Annotated in this window: 21 protein-coding genes; 5 read left to right on the plus strand and 16 right to left on the minus strand. The window is 34.8% G+C overall.

What is annotated here, in order from left to right; all coding sequences use genetic code 11:
* Positions 1-6: 6 nt before the first annotated feature.
* A complete protein-coding gene (dltC, locus tag NSS74_RS16890) occupies positions 7-246 on the plus strand; it encodes a D-alanine--poly(phosphoribitol) ligase subunit DltC (protein ID WP_002011622.1) in 240 nt (79 codons plus the stop codon).
* On the plus strand, positions 243-1,418 hold the full coding sequence (gene dltD, locus NSS74_RS16895; RefSeq protein ID WP_002126231.1) for a D-alanyl-lipoteichoic acid biosynthesis protein DltD: 1,176 nt from the start codon (positions 243-245) through the stop codon (positions 1,416-1,418). Before dltC ends, dltD begins: the two co-directional genes overlap by 4 nt.
* Positions 1,419-1,435: 17 nt before the next feature.
* Here dltD and NSS74_RS16900 read toward each other — a convergent pair whose 3' ends face one another.
* Positions 1,436-2,572, minus strand: coding sequence for an NAD(P)H-dependent flavin oxidoreductase (locus NSS74_RS16900; RefSeq protein ID WP_002140949.1), 1,137 nt, complete (start codon positions 2,570-2,572; stop codon positions 1,436-1,438).
* 73 nt (positions 2,573-2,645) lie between these two features.
* Here NSS74_RS16900 and NSS74_RS16905 point away from each other — a divergent pair, with 73 nt between their 5' ends.
* Positions 2,646-3,566, plus strand: a complete 921-nt coding sequence (locus tag NSS74_RS16905) for a S66 peptidase family protein (RefSeq protein ID WP_002011617.1) — start codon at positions 2,646-2,648, stop codon at positions 3,564-3,566.
* A 27-nt stretch (positions 3,567-3,593) separates the two neighbouring features.
* Here the strand turns inward: NSS74_RS16905 and NSS74_RS16910 are convergent, their stop codons facing one another.
* The 3 genes from NSS74_RS16910 to NSS74_RS16920 form a co-directional block, all read right to left on the minus strand.
* A complete protein-coding gene (locus tag NSS74_RS16910) occupies positions 3,594-3,992 on the minus strand; it encodes an SseB family protein (protein ID WP_002011614.1) in 399 nt (132 codons plus the stop codon).
* Positions 3,993-4,079: 87 nt separating this feature from the next.
* Positions 4,080-4,634 carry a cysteine hydrolase family protein gene (locus NSS74_RS16915; protein WP_002030602.1) on the minus strand — a complete coding sequence of 185 codons (555 nt, stop codon included), beginning with the start codon at positions 4,632-4,634 and terminating at the stop codon, positions 4,080-4,082.
* 13 nt (positions 4,635-4,647) lie between these two features.
* Positions 4,648-5,061: a carboxymuconolactone decarboxylase family protein gene (locus NSS74_RS16920; RefSeq protein WP_170935223.1), complete on the minus strand. Its 414-nt coding sequence runs from the start codon at positions 5,059-5,061 to the stop codon at positions 4,648-4,650.
* Positions 5,062-5,184: 123 nt separating this feature from the next.
* Between NSS74_RS16920 and NSS74_RS16925 the strand changes: the two genes are divergently transcribed.
* Positions 5,185-5,637: an Lrp/AsnC family transcriptional regulator gene (locus NSS74_RS16925; RefSeq protein ID WP_002030598.1), complete on the plus strand. Its 453-nt coding sequence runs from the start codon at positions 5,185-5,187 to the stop codon at positions 5,635-5,637.
* Positions 5,638-5,737: 100 nt separating this feature from the next.
* The gene (locus NSS74_RS16930) at positions 5,738-5,920 is read left to right on the plus strand and encodes a DUF3913 family protein (protein WP_000707108.1); all 183 of its coding nucleotides are present in this window, start codon (positions 5,738-5,740) and stop codon (positions 5,918-5,920) included.
* 29 nt (positions 5,921-5,949) lie between these two features.
* On the opposite strand, the gene NSS74_RS16935 is transcribed toward NSS74_RS16930, so the two are convergent.
* From NSS74_RS16935 to NSS74_RS16990, 12 genes are all read right to left on the minus strand, one after another.
* Complete coding sequence (locus NSS74_RS16935; RefSeq protein ID WP_002140948.1) at positions 5,950-6,963, minus strand: CPBP family intramembrane glutamic endopeptidase; 1,014 nt, start codon at positions 6,961-6,963, stop codon at positions 5,950-5,952.
* A 313-nt stretch (positions 6,964-7,276) separates the two neighbouring features.
* Complete coding sequence (locus NSS74_RS16940; protein ID WP_002140947.1) at positions 7,277-8,053, minus strand: ABC transporter permease; 777 nt, start codon at positions 8,051-8,053, stop codon at positions 7,277-7,279.
* On the minus strand, positions 8,053-8,955 hold the full coding sequence (locus tag NSS74_RS16945; protein WP_002030591.1) for an ABC transporter ATP-binding protein: 903 nt from the start codon (positions 8,953-8,955) through the stop codon (positions 8,053-8,055). The genes NSS74_RS16940 and NSS74_RS16945 overlap by 1 nt, the downstream gene beginning before the upstream one ends.
* A gap of 14 nt (positions 8,956-8,969) precedes the next feature.
* Complete coding sequence (locus tag NSS74_RS16950; protein WP_002126215.1) at positions 8,970-9,761, minus strand: hypothetical protein; 792 nt, start codon at positions 9,759-9,761, stop codon at positions 8,970-8,972.
* Entirely contained in the window at positions 9,758-10,456 is a 699-nt protein-coding gene (locus NSS74_RS16955) for an ABC transporter ATP-binding protein (RefSeq protein ID WP_137076224.1), read from the minus strand. Before NSS74_RS16955 ends, NSS74_RS16950 begins: the two co-directional genes overlap by 4 nt.
* Positions 10,453-10,833 (minus strand): GntR family transcriptional regulator, encoded by a 381-nt coding sequence (locus NSS74_RS16960; protein WP_002064403.1) that lies wholly within the window; start codon positions 10,831-10,833, stop codon positions 10,453-10,455. Before NSS74_RS16960 ends, NSS74_RS16955 begins: the two co-directional genes overlap by 4 nt.
* Before the next feature lie 194 nt (positions 10,834-11,027).
* Positions 11,028-12,401, minus strand: a complete 1,374-nt coding sequence (locus NSS74_RS16965) for a putrescine aminotransferase (RefSeq protein ID WP_002140944.1) — start codon at positions 12,399-12,401, stop codon at positions 11,028-11,030.
* A complete protein-coding gene (locus NSS74_RS16970) occupies positions 12,402-13,895 on the minus strand; it encodes an aldehyde dehydrogenase family protein (protein WP_033708916.1) in 1,494 nt (497 codons plus the stop codon). It abuts the gene before it with no gap.
* A gap of 390 nt (positions 13,896-14,285) precedes the next feature.
* Positions 14,286-16,415, minus strand: coding sequence for a sigma 54-interacting transcriptional regulator (locus tag NSS74_RS16975; RefSeq protein WP_002030578.1), 2,130 nt, complete (start codon positions 16,413-16,415; stop codon positions 14,286-14,288).
* A 144-nt stretch (positions 16,416-16,559) separates the two neighbouring features.
* Complete coding sequence (locus tag NSS74_RS16980) at positions 16,560-16,808, minus strand: hypothetical protein (protein ID WP_002011502.1); 249 nt, start codon at positions 16,806-16,808, stop codon at positions 16,560-16,562.
* 27 nt (positions 16,809-16,835) lie between these two features.
* A complete protein-coding gene (locus NSS74_RS16985) occupies positions 16,836-17,126 on the minus strand; it encodes an SAV0927 family protein (RefSeq protein ID WP_000762559.1) in 291 nt (96 codons plus the stop codon).
* An 18-nt stretch (positions 17,127-17,144) separates the two neighbouring features.
* Positions 17,145-18,425, minus strand: coding sequence for a Glu/Leu/Phe/Val family dehydrogenase (locus NSS74_RS16990; RefSeq protein ID WP_002030573.1), 1,281 nt, complete (start codon positions 18,423-18,425; stop codon positions 17,145-17,147).
* Between the last annotated feature and the right edge of the window lie 82 nt (positions 18,426-18,507).

Here is an 18,507-nt window from a genome sequence, read left to right on the forward strand (position 1 = left end):
TTAAAAATGGCAGAATTCAAAGAGCAAGTATTAGATATTTTAGAAGAAGTATGTGAAAACGATATTGTGAAAGAAAACTTAGATGTTCAATTATTTGAAGAAGGTATTCTTGATTCTTTCGCTGTAGTATCTTTATTAGTAGAATTCCAAGAGCGTTTAGAGATTGAAGTTTCTATTTCTGATTTTGACCGCGATGAGTGGGCTACACCAAATATGGTTATTAAAAAGTTAGAAGAAATCCGATGAACAAAGTGAAATTTGGTCCGATGCTTTTAGCATTGGCCCTTTTTGCTGTATTCTTACTTATTCCTACGCGCTTCCTACTCCCACTTTTAAGTGATGAGAAAGTAGAACAAGCTGCGACTTCTTTAAAAGAAGAAAAGATTCAAAGTATGATTTTACAGCAAAAGATGTTAGCAGACCCGAAATATCTTCCGATGTACGGTTCATCGGAATTCGCACGTATGGATGCTTTCCATCCATCGAATTATTTCAAAGTAAAGCCTGAAGGATTCACACCATTCCTACTTGGGCGCGGTGGAACACAAGACCTTGTACATGTATTAAACTTCACATCTACAATGGATCAATTGAAAGATAAGAAAATGATATTCGTTCTTTCTCCGCAATGGTTTGTACCACAAGGTATTGATGAGACACACTTTGCACCTAACTTTTCAAAACAACAAGGTTACCACTTCATTTTCAACGATGATTTAAAACCTGAAATGAAAAAACAAATTGCAAAACGCTTATTAAACTTTGAGATTGTTAAAAAAGAAACTTTATTAAAAATTTCGCTTGAAGGTATCGCCTACGATGATACAAAGTATAAAGTAAAAGCACTTGCTGCTAAACCTTTCGCTTATATTTATCGTAACATTCTAGATCGTAAAGATTTATTTACAGTTATGTTTAATATTAAGCCGCATAAAGAACAGCTTGATCCATCATTGAAACAAATGAACTGGGAAGAAGCTCGTAAGCATGCTGATCAAACAGGTGCAGTAGAATCAAGCTCTAACGAATATGGCATCGAAGATGATTACTTCAATAGCAAAATTAAGAAGAAATTAAAACAACGTGAAGGTTACTTAAAAAATGATGCTTATGACCAATCACCAGAATATGAAGATTTACAAATTGTACTTGATTTATTAAAACAATCTGGCGCAAAACCGCTCTTCATTTCTGTTCCTGTAAAAGGTCCTTGGTATGATTACGCTGGCTTCCCGAAAGAAAAACGCGAATTATACTACAATAAAGTTCATGAGCAAATTAAGCAAGCTGGCTATCCAATTGCTGATTTCTCAAATCATGAATATGATAAGTACTTCTTAAAAGATCATATGCACTTAGGTTGGAAAGGCTGGGTTTACATCGACGAAGCTATCCAACAATTTTATAAAGCAAACTAACGAAAAGACCGCTTGAATTATTCAAGTGGTCTTTTTTTATATACATCTTGTAATTGTTCAATTACGTTCTCTGCTTCTTTCATGACACGTTTCACTACGTGCTGAGCTGATTCCGTTCGTGCTAATGATGATGCTTGTCCCGCCCAAAGCGACATATACTCTTCCTTATTTTGCTTCGCTGCTTCTTGACGTATTTTTGAAGTTAATACGTTTTGCACTGGATACATCGGTAAATTCTCTTCTCTTCCTTCATGTTTCTCTATAAATTCATTACGAATACCCCGTGCATATTTCCCGGAAAACGCACGGGTTACCGTTGTACTCGTATCTGTACTATGTAAAATCGCCTCTTTATACACGTCATGCGTAATACTTTCTTCACTCGTTAAAAAGGCTGATCCCATTTGAACAGCCTCTGCCCCTAACGCAAATGCCGCAACAAGCCCTTGCCCATTCATTACACCACCTGCTGCAACAATCGGGATATGAGGTACTTCCGCTACTAATTGCGGGATTAATGCAAATGTACCAATCATCGCATCTTGTTCTTTCCCAATAAACGTTCCTCTATGCCCTCCTGCCTCGCTACCTTGCCCGACAATAATATCTACCCCTAACTTAGCAAGTGCTTTCGCTTCCGCTACATGGGTAGCTGTTCCGATAACTTTTATCCCTTCCTTTTTCAAATCATCTATTTCTTCTTTTTCTAACGTTTGAAATGCAAAACTAACGACTGGTACCTTTTCCTCTAATAATACTTGTAATTGTTCTTTATAGCTTTTTGGAAGTTTTAAAGTCTTTTCTTCCTCTATACCTAATTCTCTATTCACTCCACTAAGTAATACTTTCGCCTCGTTTACCTTCTCTTCTTCTATCTGTATCTCTTTCGTTAAAAGTAAATTAACACCGAAAGGCTTATTTGTTAGTTCCCTTATTTTATAAATCGCTTCACGGATTTGTTCTGGGCTCATATACCCTGCTCCAAGCGTACCTAATCCTCCGCTATTACTCACAGCTGCAACAAGTTCTGACGTTGTAATCGCTCCTGCCATACCTGCTTGAATGATCGGATACTTAATTTGTAATATATCTATTACTCGACTTGTAAACATCATTTTCCCTCCTACTTTCCCTATACCTTCTTTATATGACATGCTTTCCCCTTCTTTTACAAGGATTGAACTTTCGCTCAAGCGAATATATTGAAAGAGAAGGAGGCTGAGAACAATGATTTATCCAAATGCGTTGCAAAAAGGTGATACAGTAATGGTTATTGCACCGTCTGGTCCACCAACACTTGAGAATATATTAAAAGGTGTGAACGTATTACAAGAGATGGGATTATCCGTAATAATTGGAAAGAGTGTTTATGAAAAATATGGATATTTAGCTGGAAGTGATCAAGTTCGTCTTGATGATATACATGAAGCATTTACAAATACTGAGGTCAAAGCAGTCTTTTGTGCACGAGGTGGTTACGGCAGCGCTCGTCTCCTCCCTTACATTCAATATGAAATCATTCAACGGAATCCAAAGATTTTTTGGGGATATAGCGATATTACGGCTTTACATACTGCCTTTTCACGTTATGCGGAGCTGGTTACTTTTCATGGTCCAATGATTGAAGAATTAGGAAAAGGTATAGATTCTCTCTCCTTATCTTCTTTCAATCAACTATTCCATCCGTATTCATCTATCTTATATGCATCAGAATGTATCGTACCTACCTCTCCATGTACAGTTACAGGCACATTAGTTGGAGGGAATTTAACTGTGTTAACAAGTATAATTGGCTCGCCCTATGAGATAAATACGTCAAATAAACTTTTATTGCTTGAAGATATTGGTGAAGAACCGTACCGCATTGACCGGATGTTAAATCAACTACTTTTATCTGGACAGTTTAATGAATGCAGCGGCGTTATTTTTACAAGTTGTCACGACTGCAACCCTTCTAAGCCATCTCAATCATTGCAAACAATATTATATGAATATTTCACGCCATATAATATACCTGTGTTATTCGGTTTACCGATTGGACATATAAGTCCAAATATCGGTATTCCCCTCGGAGCTACAGCAACAATAAATACAACTAACAAAACTGTTTCTATTTCTTCTGGTATAGCCACTCCATGTTCAAATTAAAAAGGAAAAGCTTAGCAGCTTTTCCTTTTACTTATAATAATTAAAGATTCGTCCTGATGCTATCTCTGCAATTTCTTCTGGAATAAATGTTTTACTCATATCTGTTCCAACATTTAATACAGCTGTCGCATCTTTCTCGATGCTACCCAATAATTCTTTTCCACGTATCGTAATAAGGGGTGTACCTTCTGGCAACACATCTTTTACAAATTTCAATTGTGTAAAGAACGGAACGATCCATCTACCCTCTCCTTGGAAATGACGCAAACGAAGTGTTCCTTCCGTTGCCCCGTCTTCTGCTTCAAGTGAGCCAGCAACATAAAACTCCGTTGTTAAGAGCAATTCATAAAATTCCTTTTGCTTTTGTTTATCATCTCCTGCTAAAACGAGTACTTCTTCTATTTTCTTTACTGGAATTTGCTCCATATGATGCCACCCCTATTTTCAAAATGATTATACTTAGATTATACGAAATATTCTTATTTTTTTCTACATAATTCCACAATTATTTTCTTAAAATAATTTTAAAACACCTTCAGTCGTAACGATTTTGGCAAATTCATCATGTAAGTTTACAAGTGTTATATTGTGAATGTCCTCTGCACTATACTCTGTCCCGTCCAGACCTTTACGATTGAATGTAGCCGTCGCATCGCTCACTAAATACGTTGTAAGCCCTAAATTACCTGCCATCCGTGTTGTAGTCTCCACACAATGATTTGTTGTTAATCCTACAATCACTACCGTATTACAATTTTGTTCTCTTAATTGTTCTTCCAAATTTGTCCCAATGAACGCGCTATTAACGGATTTCTGGATAATTATTTCATCTGGCATTGGTTGCACTTCTTCTTTAAAGTTTACCGTTTCCGCATGTTGATAAAACATCGATTGAACATTTTCTTTATTTACATGTTGAATATGAAAAACTGGTAGTTTTCTTTTTCTCCATTCTTCTAACAAACTTTTCATATTTTCTTCCGCCAAAAGGTTATTCCTCACGCCCCAGTATGGTAAGTTGAATGCTTCCTGTACATCAATGATTATAAGTGCTGCTTGATTAAGCATAATATCCTCCTAATTAATTGGGCTGTAATTGAAACAGAAAACCAAGTTGCTGTGAAGCAGTAATAAAACAAATATAGGCACAAAGCTCTACAATTTCTTTTTCAGTCCAATATTGTTTTAATATATGAAACATATTATCATCTATCGCCTTTTGGTCATGAACAAATGCATGCGCAAAAGTAACGGCTACGCTAATTTCTTCTATTTTTTGTATATCATCCGGCTTTCCCTTTGCCATACAGTACGGACATTCATTCCCAAACGCTAATGTTCTTCTTACTTGCTCCTTTAACTCTACGGAAAGGGCCCCTGTACTATACAGTGTATTCTCTAACGTACTCCACGAATTTAATATATCTGGATTATGACCTAATAATTTTTGAAACTTTGTATCTCCTACATTTGATAATGTAATTCTCTCCATCATTTCCCCTCCTATTTCCTTCTTTTTTATTGTAAAATAAATAAAGTTCACTTTACATTTCATATGAATCTTAATTTTAAATTTTGCTTTACAAAAATTATCATTTTACTGGAGGTATATTTACAAATGCAATTAGACCGTGTTGATCGAAAAATTTTAAATGAATTATATAATGATAGCCGCCTTTCGATGCGTGAATTAGCAAAACGAGTAAACTTATCGGCTCCGTCTACTACAGAACGTGTACGTAAACTTGAAAGTGAGGGGATTATTCAAAAATACACAATCGATATCAATTATAAAAAAGCAGGACTTGTTTTAGATTGTATTTTAGAAATCACTTTAAAAAATGGTGATACAACACGTATGCAACAGTTTATTCAGTCTTATCCATCTGCAAGTTTTTGTTACCGAGTAACAGGAAGCTTATGCTACATTGTAAAAATCTCTGTTCCTTCACTCGTTGAACTTGAAGAATTTATCAATGATGTTTCTTCATATGCAACGACAGTTTCTCATATCGTATTATCAGAAGTAGCTCTTACTCCGGACATTGAACATATATTCCCAGAAGTTTAATTCATCTTTATTCACAAAAAGAGTAAAAACCCCTTACATTAAGAATAAAAATGATATATCATGTATTAAAATACATAAAGTTCGAGAAAGGGGCTTTACATTGAAAATCTGGTTTTATGAAAAAACGGCACAATTAGATGACTTGCTTGGTATTTGGGACAATGTTCCGACCATCCCTCGAATTGGTGAAAAAGTTGAACTTCTAAAAACCGTTCGGATCGTTACAGATATTAAATATGTAAAGAACGGTAATAATTTTCGTGTAGAGATTATTACAAATTAAAAAGTAGCTCTTTAGGAGCTACTTTTTAATTATCTATTATGCGCTTTCTTTATAACAATTTTATCTTCTTCTACAGAAACTGTTACATAATCATTTTCTTCTAACCGAAGCTTATTTACAGCTTCATCAGGTAGTTCTACAGCCATCAATCTATCTGTTACTATCACTTGGCTATATATTTCATTTTCTTCTGATGTATTCACTACTTTTTCTTCATTTATGAAACGAATCGGTGGCACACCAACTTCTTTTACTGTACGCCATTGGTTCCAAGTAAAAGGAATGAACCATAATAAACCGATAATCACAAGACCAATGCCGATCCATAAATTACTTTGTGCTTGTAATTCAGTAATCGAGATTGCGTCACTTCCATCTCCACCTACAAATTGCATACTCGTTGCAATCAAATTATTTAGAGCATGCACAGCAATATTCGTCCATATATTTTTTGTCTTTATGTATAGAAGGCACATAATAACACCGAACATGAAAGCACCGATAACATCAAAATGTCCTAGTCCAAAAATAAGAGAGGATATAATAACCGCTCGTTTAATCCCCCATTTGTACGCCATTCGCTGCAAGAAAAAACCTCTAAAAATAACCTCTTCCATTATTGGGGCTAATACACATGCTGAAATGAAAGTAAATATCGTCATGTATATGTTACTCGTATTAATTACATTTCCATCTTCTAACATGGTAACTAAGAAATTAGGTAAAGTATGTGCTAAAATATAAAATTGAATTTGGGATATACCGACTGCAAAAATCATTCCCATGATCGTTGCTAATACAATTAACCCCCAATGTAAACGTCCAGGCTTATCAAAAAAGCTTTTAAAAACAACATTATTTTTACTTGTTTTTAAATATAGCCACAATAGTGGAAATGCAAAAAATATTGATATTTGTGACAGTAACTCTATCGTATTGTCAGAAGCACCTGATAACCTTAATGGAATCATCGTCAGGAACATCCCTATAATCATCCATCCAAAAAAACTACGTAGCCTTATACGTGAAAATGCATGTTGCATATGGAACACCTCCAGAGATGATATAAAGTGAAACTTTATTCAGTATTTTATGGGTAGCCCTTCTCCACAAATGGCCGGATAACTAAATTATAATATGAATATAGTTGAAAATCTTCCTATTTTTCTCACTTTTTTCCGAATAATATACGTATTAAATTATATAATAACGATCCTATTTGATATACCATATCAATGTTCTTCAACTTAGTTACAATTATGTTCCTAAGTAAATATGTATCTGCCACACTTAAAAGCTACATAAATCAAAAAAGCTGGTTAATAAAAATCCCCGTTAACACGGGGATTTTTTCGATTATAATACGTCACGTTTTTGGAATAATACACTTGATGCTACAAGTAATACAGCAAAGTATGCAACTACAAGTAATAATGAAGTTATAAACGTAAATTCTGTAAATGGTGGTTCTACTCCGCCACTTACTAATTTATTGCTGTCGTACACACTTAAATTTAAATGCGAGAATACAACAAACTTTGCAACACCTTTAGCAAACATCATAAGCACCATTGTAATTGCACTTTGTAAGAAGAATAAGAACAACGAAATAATTAATGGTAATACAGAATTTCTAAATACATTAGCTAAGCAAAATGAAAGAGTTGCAAAGAAGAACGGTGAAAGTACTTGATATAAAATGGACTTCATTACGATTCCTAACGTTACTCCTGTTTTACTACCATCCATTACAATCCCGCCAATAATCATTGAGATTAACGTGCTAGCAAATATGATAAATAATATAGTAAGTAACACTGTAATATATTTAGAGAACAAAACTGTAATTCGTTTTCTCGGACGGATTAATAACTGCTTAATTGTACCTTTTTGGAACTCATCAGTAATTGTACGAGACGCAATCGTAATTCCAAAAATTGTTGCAAATAAGGTAATTAAACCAATCTCTGAACTTACAAAATCTAAATATGATCCTTTAAACTCATTTCCTCCTCCCCATTTCAGCATCGCTAAAACTCCCAAAATCTCCAATGCTGCAATTACACCTATTAAAATGTACATACCTTTTTTCGCATGTAACTTTAAAAATTCATTTTGAATTAATTTAAACATTACGCTTTCACTCCCCCTGTAATCGCTAAGAACTCATCCTCTAACGTTTTATTTTGAACAGTAACACCATATACGAGTACATCAGCATTCACTAACTGTTTTACAATTTGCGGAATCTCTTCTTTCATTACAGATGCCACAGCTACATTTCCTTGTACTTTACCTTTAATAATTTCGTTCGCTTTTTGAACTTGATCTACTTCAAATGCAACTACAACTGTTTCATCATGCTTCGCTTGTTCATGTAAGTTATACTCTTGTACAAACTCACCTTGCTTTATAATAACTACACGATCACACATTAATTCAATTTCACTTAATAAATGACTTGATACAATGACTGCAATATTTTCTTCTTTCGCTAATCGTTGTAAATAATCACGAATTTGGCGAATACCAGCTGGATCTAATCCATTTGTCGGTTCATCTAAAATTAAGATTTTCGGCTGATGAAGTAACGCCTGCGCAATTCCTAAACGCTGTTTCATACCAAGTGAGTATGTTTTCACCTTTTTATGAATCGCATGCTCTAATTCAACAAGCTTTACAATTTCAGCGATGCGCTCTTTACTAATTGGGGTAATCGCCATGTTCGCAAAATGCTTTAAATTTTGCATTCCAGTCATATAATCATATAGCTCGGGATTTTCTACAATCGCTCCAATTTGCTCTAGCGCCTTTTCACGCTCTGTGCGAATACTATGACCACAAATTGTAATATCGCCTTCTGTCATAGAAATAAGACCTGTCATCATACGAATTGTCGTCGTCTTACCGCTACCGTTCGGTCCAAGGAATCCGTATACCTCTCCTTCACGAACCTCAAATGATAAGCCCCGAATAATTTCTGTTCTACCGATTTTTTTTCGGACATTTTCTAATTTCACTACTACATTTCCCAATGATGATTCCTCCTTTAAACTTCTAGTTTTTTGTCGATGATGCGACCTGTAACTACTAATAATATAATTGTTAATAAACAGTTAAAACATAGATTTAAAACTGTAATATCTGTACCAGAATAAAATGATGTATTTAAAAAGCCGTTTTGATCTATAAATCCAATATTATTTATGGCAAACACATACTTTTCTATTTGCTGAAAGATATACGTTATTCCCCCATTAAATGCGATAAAAACAACGAATAAGATTACGCAAACAATCTTACTCATCGATGATTTCACATTGAATAGCTTCGTAATTACTATAATTAAATAAATAGAAACTAGCATATTAACAAAATCTAGTCCCCATAAGAAAATAGATAACATATGATGTAATATTCCATAATCATATAAACTGTGGATTGCTTGCTGAACACCTAAATCTGTTTTTCCATTATAAATATTTAAAGAAAAATAGTATAGAAAAATGATTCCTATTCCTAGCAAAATCATAAAGAGTAGTACACAAAATAAAACATTTGCACATATATACTTTTGTGCTGAAATAGAAGTACAACGTAGCATAGAGTTTTTTAGCATTTTTCGAAAAGACGATATACCTGTTAGAAGAATTGCGAATCCATTTATACCTAGTACGATAAAAAATATAATAATGATTATATCTTGCCTACCTGAAATTCTAGCTCCTGAAACTCCTTTCATGTTAAATAAAAGAATTAATGAAACTGTAATAAATCCGAAGTAAATAATGGCTATTTTTCTCTTATTACAATTATACAGATAAAGAAAAAGCTGACTCATTTCTCATAGGCCTCCTTAAACAGCTCATGTACTGCTTTCCCCTTTTGAAATCGTAGTTCTTCCACATTTTCATGCAATATTATTTCTCCATCTTTCAAAAAGATTACTTCATCAAATATATTTTCGATTTCTCTTATTAAATGAGTTGATATAAGCAGCGTACAATCTTCACGATAAAATTTAAGGATTAGCTCAAGTACATGCTCCCTAGAAACGAGATCAATCCCGCCAAGCGGTTCATCCAGTACGTATAACTTCGCTTTTCGAGAAAATGTTAAAATAATTTGCAGCTTCTCAATCATCCCTTTTGACAATGCTTTAATTTTTTCTTCTAACGGTATTTTGAATTCCACAATCGTATCTACTGCTTTTTGAATATCGAAGTCTTTATAAAAATCTCTATAGAAAAATAAAGCATCTTTTACAGTCATCCAATCATCAAAGACTGGCTTATCGGACATAAATGAAACGATTTTTTTCGTCTCTAATCCTACCTTTTTACCATCTATTGTAATACTACCTTCAGAAGGGTGCTGCAAGCCTGCAATCATTTTCAATAACGTCGTTTTCCCGCTCCCGTTATCTCCAACAAGCCCAACGATTTTCCCTTCTGTAATCTCTATGTTTAATTCCCGGATTACTGCTTTCAATCCGTATCGCTTCCATAGATTTTCTATTCTTAATAGCTCTGTCATTCGTTCTCCTCCCTTTTCTTATTTAATGAAGAACTAAGAATTGAAAGAATTTCTTCTTCTGAAAAACCTAAATTGTCCATTCCATTTATAAAAGAATGAAGCAATTCTTTCGCCATATCTTTTCGCAGCTCCATAATTTTCTCCCCTTCATTCGTTACATATCGCCCCATTCCTCTACGTGTTACAACAACTCCATCCCGTTCTAGTTCTTGAAATGTGCGTTGAATCGTATTTGGATTTACTTGTAATTCACTCGCTAATTCACGTACGGAGGGAATTTTATCGCCAGGCAATAAATGACCCGTTACAATTTCTTTCTTTGTGTATTCCATTACCTGAATGTAAATTGGTGTATTTGGAGAAAACTCGATTTTCATTTCTCCACTCCTGTCTTAGTGTGTTAGTTAAATAGTACACTAAGACAAATTATATGTAAATACTCAACAACAAAAAATGTAATAAAAAGGCAGTGTAACTTTTCGTTACACTGCCTTCCTGTAATAAAATACAGGTAAATCTATTCTAATTATAGTTTCAATCGTTTGAATTCACATATAACCTTATGCGAAATTTATTTTACTTTTACTTGAGCTAGCACAGATTTAAACGTATTAATAACTGTATCTACTTCTTCATAACTAATTGTAAGGGATGGTTCAATACGAATTGTTTTTGAGTTAATTAATGTTCCCGCAACAAGAATACCTTGATCAAACATCGCCTTTGACACTTCATAACCAATCTCGTCTTTATGGAATTCAATCCCAATCATTAAACCTTGACCACGAATTTCAAAGATTTTATCTTCGTGCCCTTCTGCAGCTTGTTTCAATCCATTTAAGAAATACTCCCCAACTTCCATAGCTCGTTCCGGTAATTTCTCTTCCAATAATACATGGATTGTTGCAATTGCAGCAGCACATGCAAGTGGATTTCCTCCAAATGTTGTTGTATGCATAAATGGATTTTCAAACCAACTTTTGAATACTGTTTCTTTCGCAACAATAGCTCCCGCTGGCATTACACCTCCACCAAACGCCTTCGCAAGACAAATAATATCCGGCACGACATCATATAATTCTGCAGCAAACATTTTTCCTGTACGTCCCATTCCAGTTTGTACTTCATCAAAAATAAGGAGTGATCCAAACTCATCACAAAGCTCTCGTACTTGTTTCAAATAATTTTCTGGAGGTAAAATAATACCGCCCTCTCCTTGAATTGGTTCTAAAATAACTGCTGCAACATCTTCTCCCACTAATGCACATGTCTCAAATGTTTTTCTCATCATATCAATATCGCCAAACGGAACATGACGGAAACCCGGAATTAATGGTAAAAATGGCTTACGGAACATTCCTTTTGCCGTCCCAGATAAAGCACCAAGGCTCTTACCATGGAAAGCACGCGTTGTAGCAATGAAAGTTGTTCGTTCACTATACATTTTTGCTAGTTTTAATGCTGCCTCTACGCTTTCTGTTCCACTATTTGTGAAGAAGGCATATTTCAAATCACCAGGTGTAATATCCGCTAAAATCTTTGCAAGCATTGCTCGAAGTGGATCTAGTAAGTCCTGACTATGCAATGCTTGACGCTTTAATTGATCCGTTACAGCTTTTACCACTTTCGGATTACGGTGACCAACATTATAAATTCCAAATCCACCTAAACAGTCAATATACTTTTTACCATTAATATCCATGAAGCAAGATCCTTCATCTGACCATTCTACTGCTGCAAATTGTCCATCTTTTGTTACTGTTTTTCTATAAGCAAGAAAACCAGGGTTTACATGCTCTCTAAATCCATCTACTGTTTCTTTTTGAATCCAGTTTGCCTCTTCTTCAGTAACCTTTTCTTTTTCAATTAACTGTAGTACTTTCGTAATATACTCATTTACATTTGATTCTTTCTCATTCAATTTATTTTTCACGTTCGTTTCCATCTAATTCACCTCTACATTTTTTTTATTTGCAAACCAACCAATAGGTTCTACTTCTAGATTTATATTAATCTGCTTAATCTCTTGAAATTCTTCTAAACCAAACGTTCCTAGACTACGACCTATACCACTTTGCTTATATCCGCCCCAAGGCGCCTCATTGTATGTTGGATGATAGCTATTAATCCACGTAATTCCTGCGCGAAGTTTGCGAATCACACGCATTGCTTTTGCACCATCGACTGTAAATACTCCTCCAGCCAAACCATAGTCTGTACCATTTGCCAACTCAATTGCTTCCTGTTCGTCTTTAAACTTTTGAATTACTACAACAGGACCGAAGATTTCTTCCTGGACAATGCGCATATCAGGTTTTACATTGACAAAGACTGTTGGTTCAATAAAGAAACCATCACCTTTTCCATCCTCCATTATTCGTCTACCTCCGCAAGCAACGTTTGCACCTTCGTCTTTCCCAATTTCAATATAGCGTAATACTTTTTCCATATGTTCTTGACTTACAAGTGGCCCCATTTCTGATTCTGGATTATCACCAGGTCCAACGTTAATTTGCTGTGCTCGCTCTACAAAACTATTAACAAATTTATCATAAATCTTTTCTTCGACAAGGATTCTTGATCCCGCTGAACATACTTGTCCGCTACCTGCATAAATACCGAATAGAGCATAATCAATAGCGGTCTCAAAATCTGCATCTGCAAAAATAATATTTGGAGATTTCCCTCCAAGTTCTAACGAAATCTTTTTCATATTATCTGCCGCTGTTCTCATAATGTGCTTACCTGTTTTTGTTCCACCTGTAAAGGAAATCATATCCACTTTATTACTCGCTGCAATTTCATTTCCTACTATTGGACCGGCCCCCATTACCATATTGGCAACACCTTTTGGTATCCCTACTTTTTCAAGGATTTCGAATAGCTTTGTTGCAGTGATTGGTGTCACTTCAGAAGGTTTAAACACAATTGTATTTCCAGCTGCTAAAGCAGGTGCAATTTTCCATACACTCATCAATAGCGGATAATTCCATGGAACAATTAATCCACAAACACCGACTGGCTCTCTTACAACCATCGCTTGCATCGGATCGGCTACATGATATGTTTGACCATCTGGCTTTGTAATCAATCCGGCATAATAGCGAAAACAAGCCGCTGCATCTCCAATATCTCCTTCTGCCTCACGGTACGTTTTTCCATTATCCATTGTTTCAAGGTATACTAATTCTTCCATATTTTTATCAATTTCATCTGCTATTTTAAATAAATATGATGCCCTTTCAGCAGTCGATGTCTCTGACCAAATTCCGCTATCAAAAGCCGTTCTTGCCACTTCTATCGCGTATTTTGCATCCTCAATCGTCCCCTCAGGTGCATATGCTATACCCTTGCCATTCGCAGGGTTAATAATCGTTCTTTTTTCTTGATCACTAGAGTCTCTCCATTCACCGTTTACATACATTTTTAAATCTAGCACTATATTGAATCCTCCTTTATCGATCGTTTATATATTTATAAGCAATTTCCATGCCAATATTTAAAATTCAAAAGAATCATACATAAAGTGAAACTTTAATTAGCCCTCACCAATCGGGCGTTTACGAACAGCAGGGCTTCTACCTAACTTCTTTGCTCCACCTGAATTTTGAGGTGGGAGTTTTACTGCCCACAAATATCGGGATAAACTGACTATTTTCTTAAAAACAACAAACATTTTATGCATTTCCGCATACACTATTCCATTTTGCATAAAGTGAAACTTTAATCATTTCCGCTACCGCCTTCACCACTCGGGACTTGAATCCCAGAGAATATGTACATGCTGAGCGCACACAAAAAGGAGAAGTCTATGTGACCTTCTCCTTTTTTAGGAATATGAGATGATATCAGCCGCTATCTCTTTTTCACTAACAATCTTTTGATATTTACGACTCACTGAAGATTGGCTGATTCCAAGAGCTTTTGCAGCCTTAGTCGTTGTTTTATACTGCTTCATTGCAAGCAAAATCAATTGTTCTTCTACAGAATGTAGTGCTTCTTGTAATGGTAATACTCTTGTAATAACTGGTTTTGATTTATTAAAGTCATAACCGGGTGTTAAAAACTTACTAACAAACTCCGCTTCAATTACTGGATCGTCTGCTGATACTACTAAACGTTCAATCATATTTTGTAATTCACGGACATTTCCTGGCCATGAATAGAACTCTAGTAAATTAAGTGCATCTGGAGTTAAATGATAATTTTTATTATATTTTTCATTTAACTGTTGTAAGAAATGAAAGGCAAGTACCGGAACATCTTCCATTCGCTCTCGTAAAGAAGGAACTCGCAGTGGAATTACATTGAGGCGATAAAATAAATCTTCACGGAATGTTCCAGATTCGACCATCTTTTCAAGGCTCTTATTTGTAGCAGCAATAATTTGTACATTTATTTTCATAGGTGTTGTACTTCCAATAGGAATTACTTCTTGTTCCTGCAGGACTCTAAGCAATTTTACTTGCAAATGTAAAGGCATTTCTCCAATTTCATCTAAAAATAAAATACCTTGATCAGCTCGCTTAAAATATCCTTCTTTTCCATTTTTATCGGCTCCTGTAAAAGCACCTTTCGTATAACCAAATAGTTCACTTTCTAGCAAAGTTTCTGGAATTGCACCACAATTTAATTTTAAAAATGGCTTTGAAGATCGGTTTCCAAGTTGATGAATTGCCTGAGCAATTACTTCTTTTCCGACGCCAGATTCTCCAGAAATAAGAACATTGGAAGAAAAATCTGCTATTTTTTTAGCTTGGTTAATAATTTGCTCCATTTTCGGACTACAGTAAATAAGCTTCTTAAGAAAACGATCTTTATTTTTAAAGTCATCTAACTCCTTCTTATATTGCTCTGATATCTTCTTTATTTCATGTAATTCCGTCTTCAATCTCGTTGCTTCGGTAATATCCCTGGAGGCAATAATAATACGATGAAGCTCTCCGTTTTCATTAAATACAGGGTTTCCAACTGCTAATATTTTTCTTCCGCTTTTTGTTTCTTGTACAACTGATACCTTTTTTTGTTTTTCCAACACTAATCGCGTAACCGATGGACTAAATAATCCTTTCTTTTCTAGGTCTAAAAGATTTTTTCCTAACAAGTCCTTCAAATTACTCCCCCAAAAATCATTGATAACAGTTTCACTATAACGAATTAATTCCCCTTTATGATTAACAACTAATATTTCATCATAAATGCTAGACAAAATTGCATGTAAATCTTTATTTAAATCCTTTATATATTCAATTTCCATCGCCATGTCCTCGACCATCGGCAAATCTTGCACAATAATAACCATTCCTTCAATACTTTGATCAAAGTTTGGAATCGGACTATAGTCAACTAATACACCCATCTCATTTGTGATTTGTAATTGATTCAAGATCGTTTTTCCCTTTGTAAATACGTTATTAATGTGTTCTCCATTAAAAATCAGTTCTGCTGGTACATTCATAACTTTTTCAGGAGTCGATTTAATCATCTTCAAACCAGATTCATTACAATTTACAATTTTCTTTTCTCGATCTACTACAAAAATCCCCATTGGAATAGACGTTAAAATAATTTTCAATATATCAACACTCTGATTTTCTTGTTTAAATAGTTCTGCAAAAACATCCTCTCTTCTTATATATCCTGTTAGCTCATCCACTTCATTTTTTACTATGGCAATCGGCGCTCCAATAATTTGAAAAAGAGCTGTTAAAGAAATATCTTTACTAAGATGACATATTGTATCTAGTGAAACAGCATTTGAAAGTAATAGCTTAGAAGTTAATTCCTTACTATTTGATAGCAGATCCTTCACATGAACGTATGCAAATAATCTCTCTCCTCTTTTTAAAAATAGAAACGATTCTTTTATATTTTTAACATCTATATTCCATTCCTTTTCAGATTGATCGATAGGTAGAGAAACTATGGGTCTAATTTTTGTATGAGCGATGGAAAACATTCTGCTATTCCTCCTTTGAACTATTTAATTTGTATTGTATCATTAAATACAGATTTTTTTAATTAATCTGAAAATAAAACATTTCTTTCTTTATTTAATAAAAAAAGGAAGATGAGTGCCTCCATCTTCCTCATAGTTCTATCATTAATCACTACCACTAACGAAAAGATCTTCTTGAATATAAGCTAATACCATACCTGGAATTACTTTATCTCCCGCTTCTACTTCTAAAGATTGAACTTCTCCACTACATCCCATCTTAATTACTTCCAGTTTACCATTCATATCTTTAATAGCGAATAATGGCTCCCATTCATAAATTCGAGAATCCTTATCGATAGACACTTTTTCAATTATTCCATAACACGGACTCGTAATAATATCATAATACATAATCAATCATCCCTTTCTTTTATTCTATTAATATTGTTCTTCTAACCTTTGTGACTGAAGAATCATATAGAAAAAGCTTTGAAACTCTTCTATGTCCTCTACCTCAATGCCTAGCCTTGTTGCCCAATATTGTTCCTCTCCAATATCTTCTTGGCTTAATAAAACCATTCTCCCATTTTGAATTGAGGTAACCATTGCTTTTCCAAGAAACTGTTGCGAATACGTAACAGCTATATCGTAACGATGACTATTCGACACAATACAGTAATAACCGATTTGTTGTCTCTCCACTTCTTCTAATAAAATATCCAGTTTCATTTTAGCCCTCCCTTTAGGTTAAAAATGCAACCAACCTCTTAGGCGCGATGCTTCTACAATCTTGCGAACCCCTTCCATATAGGCAGCAATTTTCATATTTACTCCATAGCGTTTAGAAGTATCAAGTACGTTAGAAAAACTAGATGTAATTTTCTCCTTTAAACATTGATCAACATATTGCTCCGTCCAGTAATATCCTTGGTTATTTTGACACCATTCAAAATATGAAACAATCACGCCACCAGAGTTTGCTAAAATATCTGGAACAACCAAAATTCCCTTTTCTTCTAACATGGTTATAGCCTCTTTTGTTGTTGGTCCATTTGCAGCCTCAATGATAATCTTACATCCAAGCTTTCCTGCATTATGTTTTGTAATGACTCCTCCAATTGCCGCCGGAATGAGTACATCACATTCTTTTTCTAACAACTCCTGATTAGAAATTGTTTTACTAAAGAGATTCGATACTACACCGAAAGAATCTCTGTTTTCTAGTAAATAAGGAACATCTAGACCGTCTGGATTATAAATTCCTCCTATAGCATCTGATACCCCGACTATTTTCACACCAATATCATATAAATATTTTGCCAAATAACCTCCAACATTCCCAAACCCTTGAATAATAACTCCCATATTTTGTAGCGGAATTTGTTTTAACTCACTTACTAACTGAAGTGTATACAATACACCTTTAGACGTTGCTGTTTCCCGCCCTTGTGATCCTCCTAGCATTAATGGCTTCCCGGTTATAAATCCTGGAGAGTCAAACTCCCTGATATGGTCATATTCATCTAGCATCCAAGCCATAATTTGCGCATTTGTATACATATCAGGTGCTGGAATATCTTTCGTCGGCCCCACAATTTGACTTACTGCTCTTACATACCCACGACTCAGTAACTCTAGTTCTCTAAAACTCAACTCCTGTGGATTACAAATAATCCCGCCCTTTGCGCCTCCATATGGCAGTCCTGTCACTCCACATTTCAAGCTCATCCAGCCAGCAAGTGCTTTTACTTCTTCTGCCGTAACATCTGGATGAAATCTAATACCACCTTTTGTTGGCCCTGCTGCGTCGTTATGCTGAGCGCGATACCCTTGAAATACCTTTGTTGTTCCATCATCCATTCGAACAGGAATGCTTACTTCTAAAAAACGCATTGGTTTTTTCAGAAATTCGAATACTTCTTCTGGATAACTTAAAAAATGAAGCGCCTCTTTTAATATAGCTTGAAATTCCTCTAAAGGATTTTCAACTTCAACTGTATTTGTATGTTTTTCTGATTGAATCGGCACGATAACACCCCTCTTTATACTTTTACTAATTGTACAAAGCAATAATCGTGCCAAGTGAAAATACTACGTTAATCATATCGTG

This window comes from Bacillus sp. FSL E2-8868, assembly GCF_038005505.1.
Classification (GTDB): domain Bacteria; phylum Bacillota; class Bacilli; order Bacillales; family Bacillaceae_G; genus Bacillus_A; species Bacillus_A mycoides.

What these genes read in the sequence shown, in the direction of transcription:
- dltC (WP_002011622.1), top strand. Translation starts at nt 7, where the DNA reads ATGGCAGAATTCAAAGAGCAAGTATTAGATATTTTAGAAGAAGTATGT.
- dltD (WP_002126231.1), top strand. Translation starts at nt 243, where the DNA reads ATGAACAAAGTGAAATTTGGTCCGATGCTTTTAGCATTGGCCCTTTTT.
- NSS74_RS16900 (WP_002140949.1), bottom strand. Translation starts at nt 2,572, where the DNA reads ATGTCATATAAAGAAGGTATAGGGAAAGTAGGAGGGAAAATGATGTTT.
- NSS74_RS16905 (WP_002011617.1), top strand. Translation starts at nt 2,646, where the DNA reads ATGATTTATCCAAATGCGTTGCAAAAAGGTGATACAGTAATGGTTATT.
- NSS74_RS16910 (WP_002011614.1), bottom strand. Translation starts at nt 3,992, where the DNA reads ATGGAGCAAATTCCAGTAAAGAAAATAGAAGAAGTACTCGTTTTAGCA.
- NSS74_RS16915 (WP_002030602.1), bottom strand. Translation starts at nt 4,634, where the DNA reads ATGCTTAATCAAGCAGCACTTATAATCATTGATGTACAGGAAGCATTC.
- NSS74_RS16920 (WP_170935223.1), bottom strand. Translation starts at nt 5,061, where the DNA reads ATGATGGAGAGAATTACATTATCAAATGTAGGAGATACAAAGTTTCAA.
- NSS74_RS16925 (WP_002030598.1), top strand. Translation starts at nt 5,185, where the DNA reads ATGCAATTAGACCGTGTTGATCGAAAAATTTTAAATGAATTATATAAT.
- NSS74_RS16935 (WP_002140948.1), bottom strand. Translation starts at nt 6,963, where the DNA reads ATGCAACATGCATTTTCACGTATAAGGCTACGTAGTTTTTTTGGATGG.
- NSS74_RS16940 (WP_002140947.1), bottom strand. Translation starts at nt 8,053, where the DNA reads ATGTTTAAATTAATTCAAAATGAATTTTTAAAGTTACATGCGAAAAAA.
- NSS74_RS16950 (WP_002126215.1), bottom strand. Translation starts at nt 9,761, where the DNA reads ATGAGTCAGCTTTTTCTTTATCTGTATAATTGTAATAAGAGAAAAATA.
- NSS74_RS16955 (WP_137076224.1), bottom strand. Translation starts at nt 10,456, where the DNA reads ATGACAGAGCTATTAAGAATAGAAAATCTATGGAAGCGATACGGATTG.
- NSS74_RS16960 (WP_002064403.1), bottom strand. Translation starts at nt 10,833, where the DNA reads ATGAAAATCGAGTTTTCTCCAAATACACCAATTTACATTCAGGTAATG.
- NSS74_RS16965 (WP_002140944.1), bottom strand. Translation starts at nt 12,401, where the DNA reads ATGGAAACGAACGTGAAAAATAAATTGAATGAGAAAGAATCAAATGTA.
- NSS74_RS16975 (WP_002030578.1), bottom strand. Translation starts at nt 16,415, where the DNA reads ATGTTTTCCATCGCTCATACAAAAATTAGACCCATAGTTTCTCTACCT.
- NSS74_RS16980 (WP_002011502.1), bottom strand. Translation starts at nt 16,808, where the DNA reads ATGTATTATGATATTATTACGAGTCCGTGTTATGGAATAATTGAAAAA.
- NSS74_RS16985 (WP_000762559.1), bottom strand. Translation starts at nt 17,126, where the DNA reads ATGAAACTGGATATTTTATTAGAAGAAGTGGAGAGACAACAAATCGGT.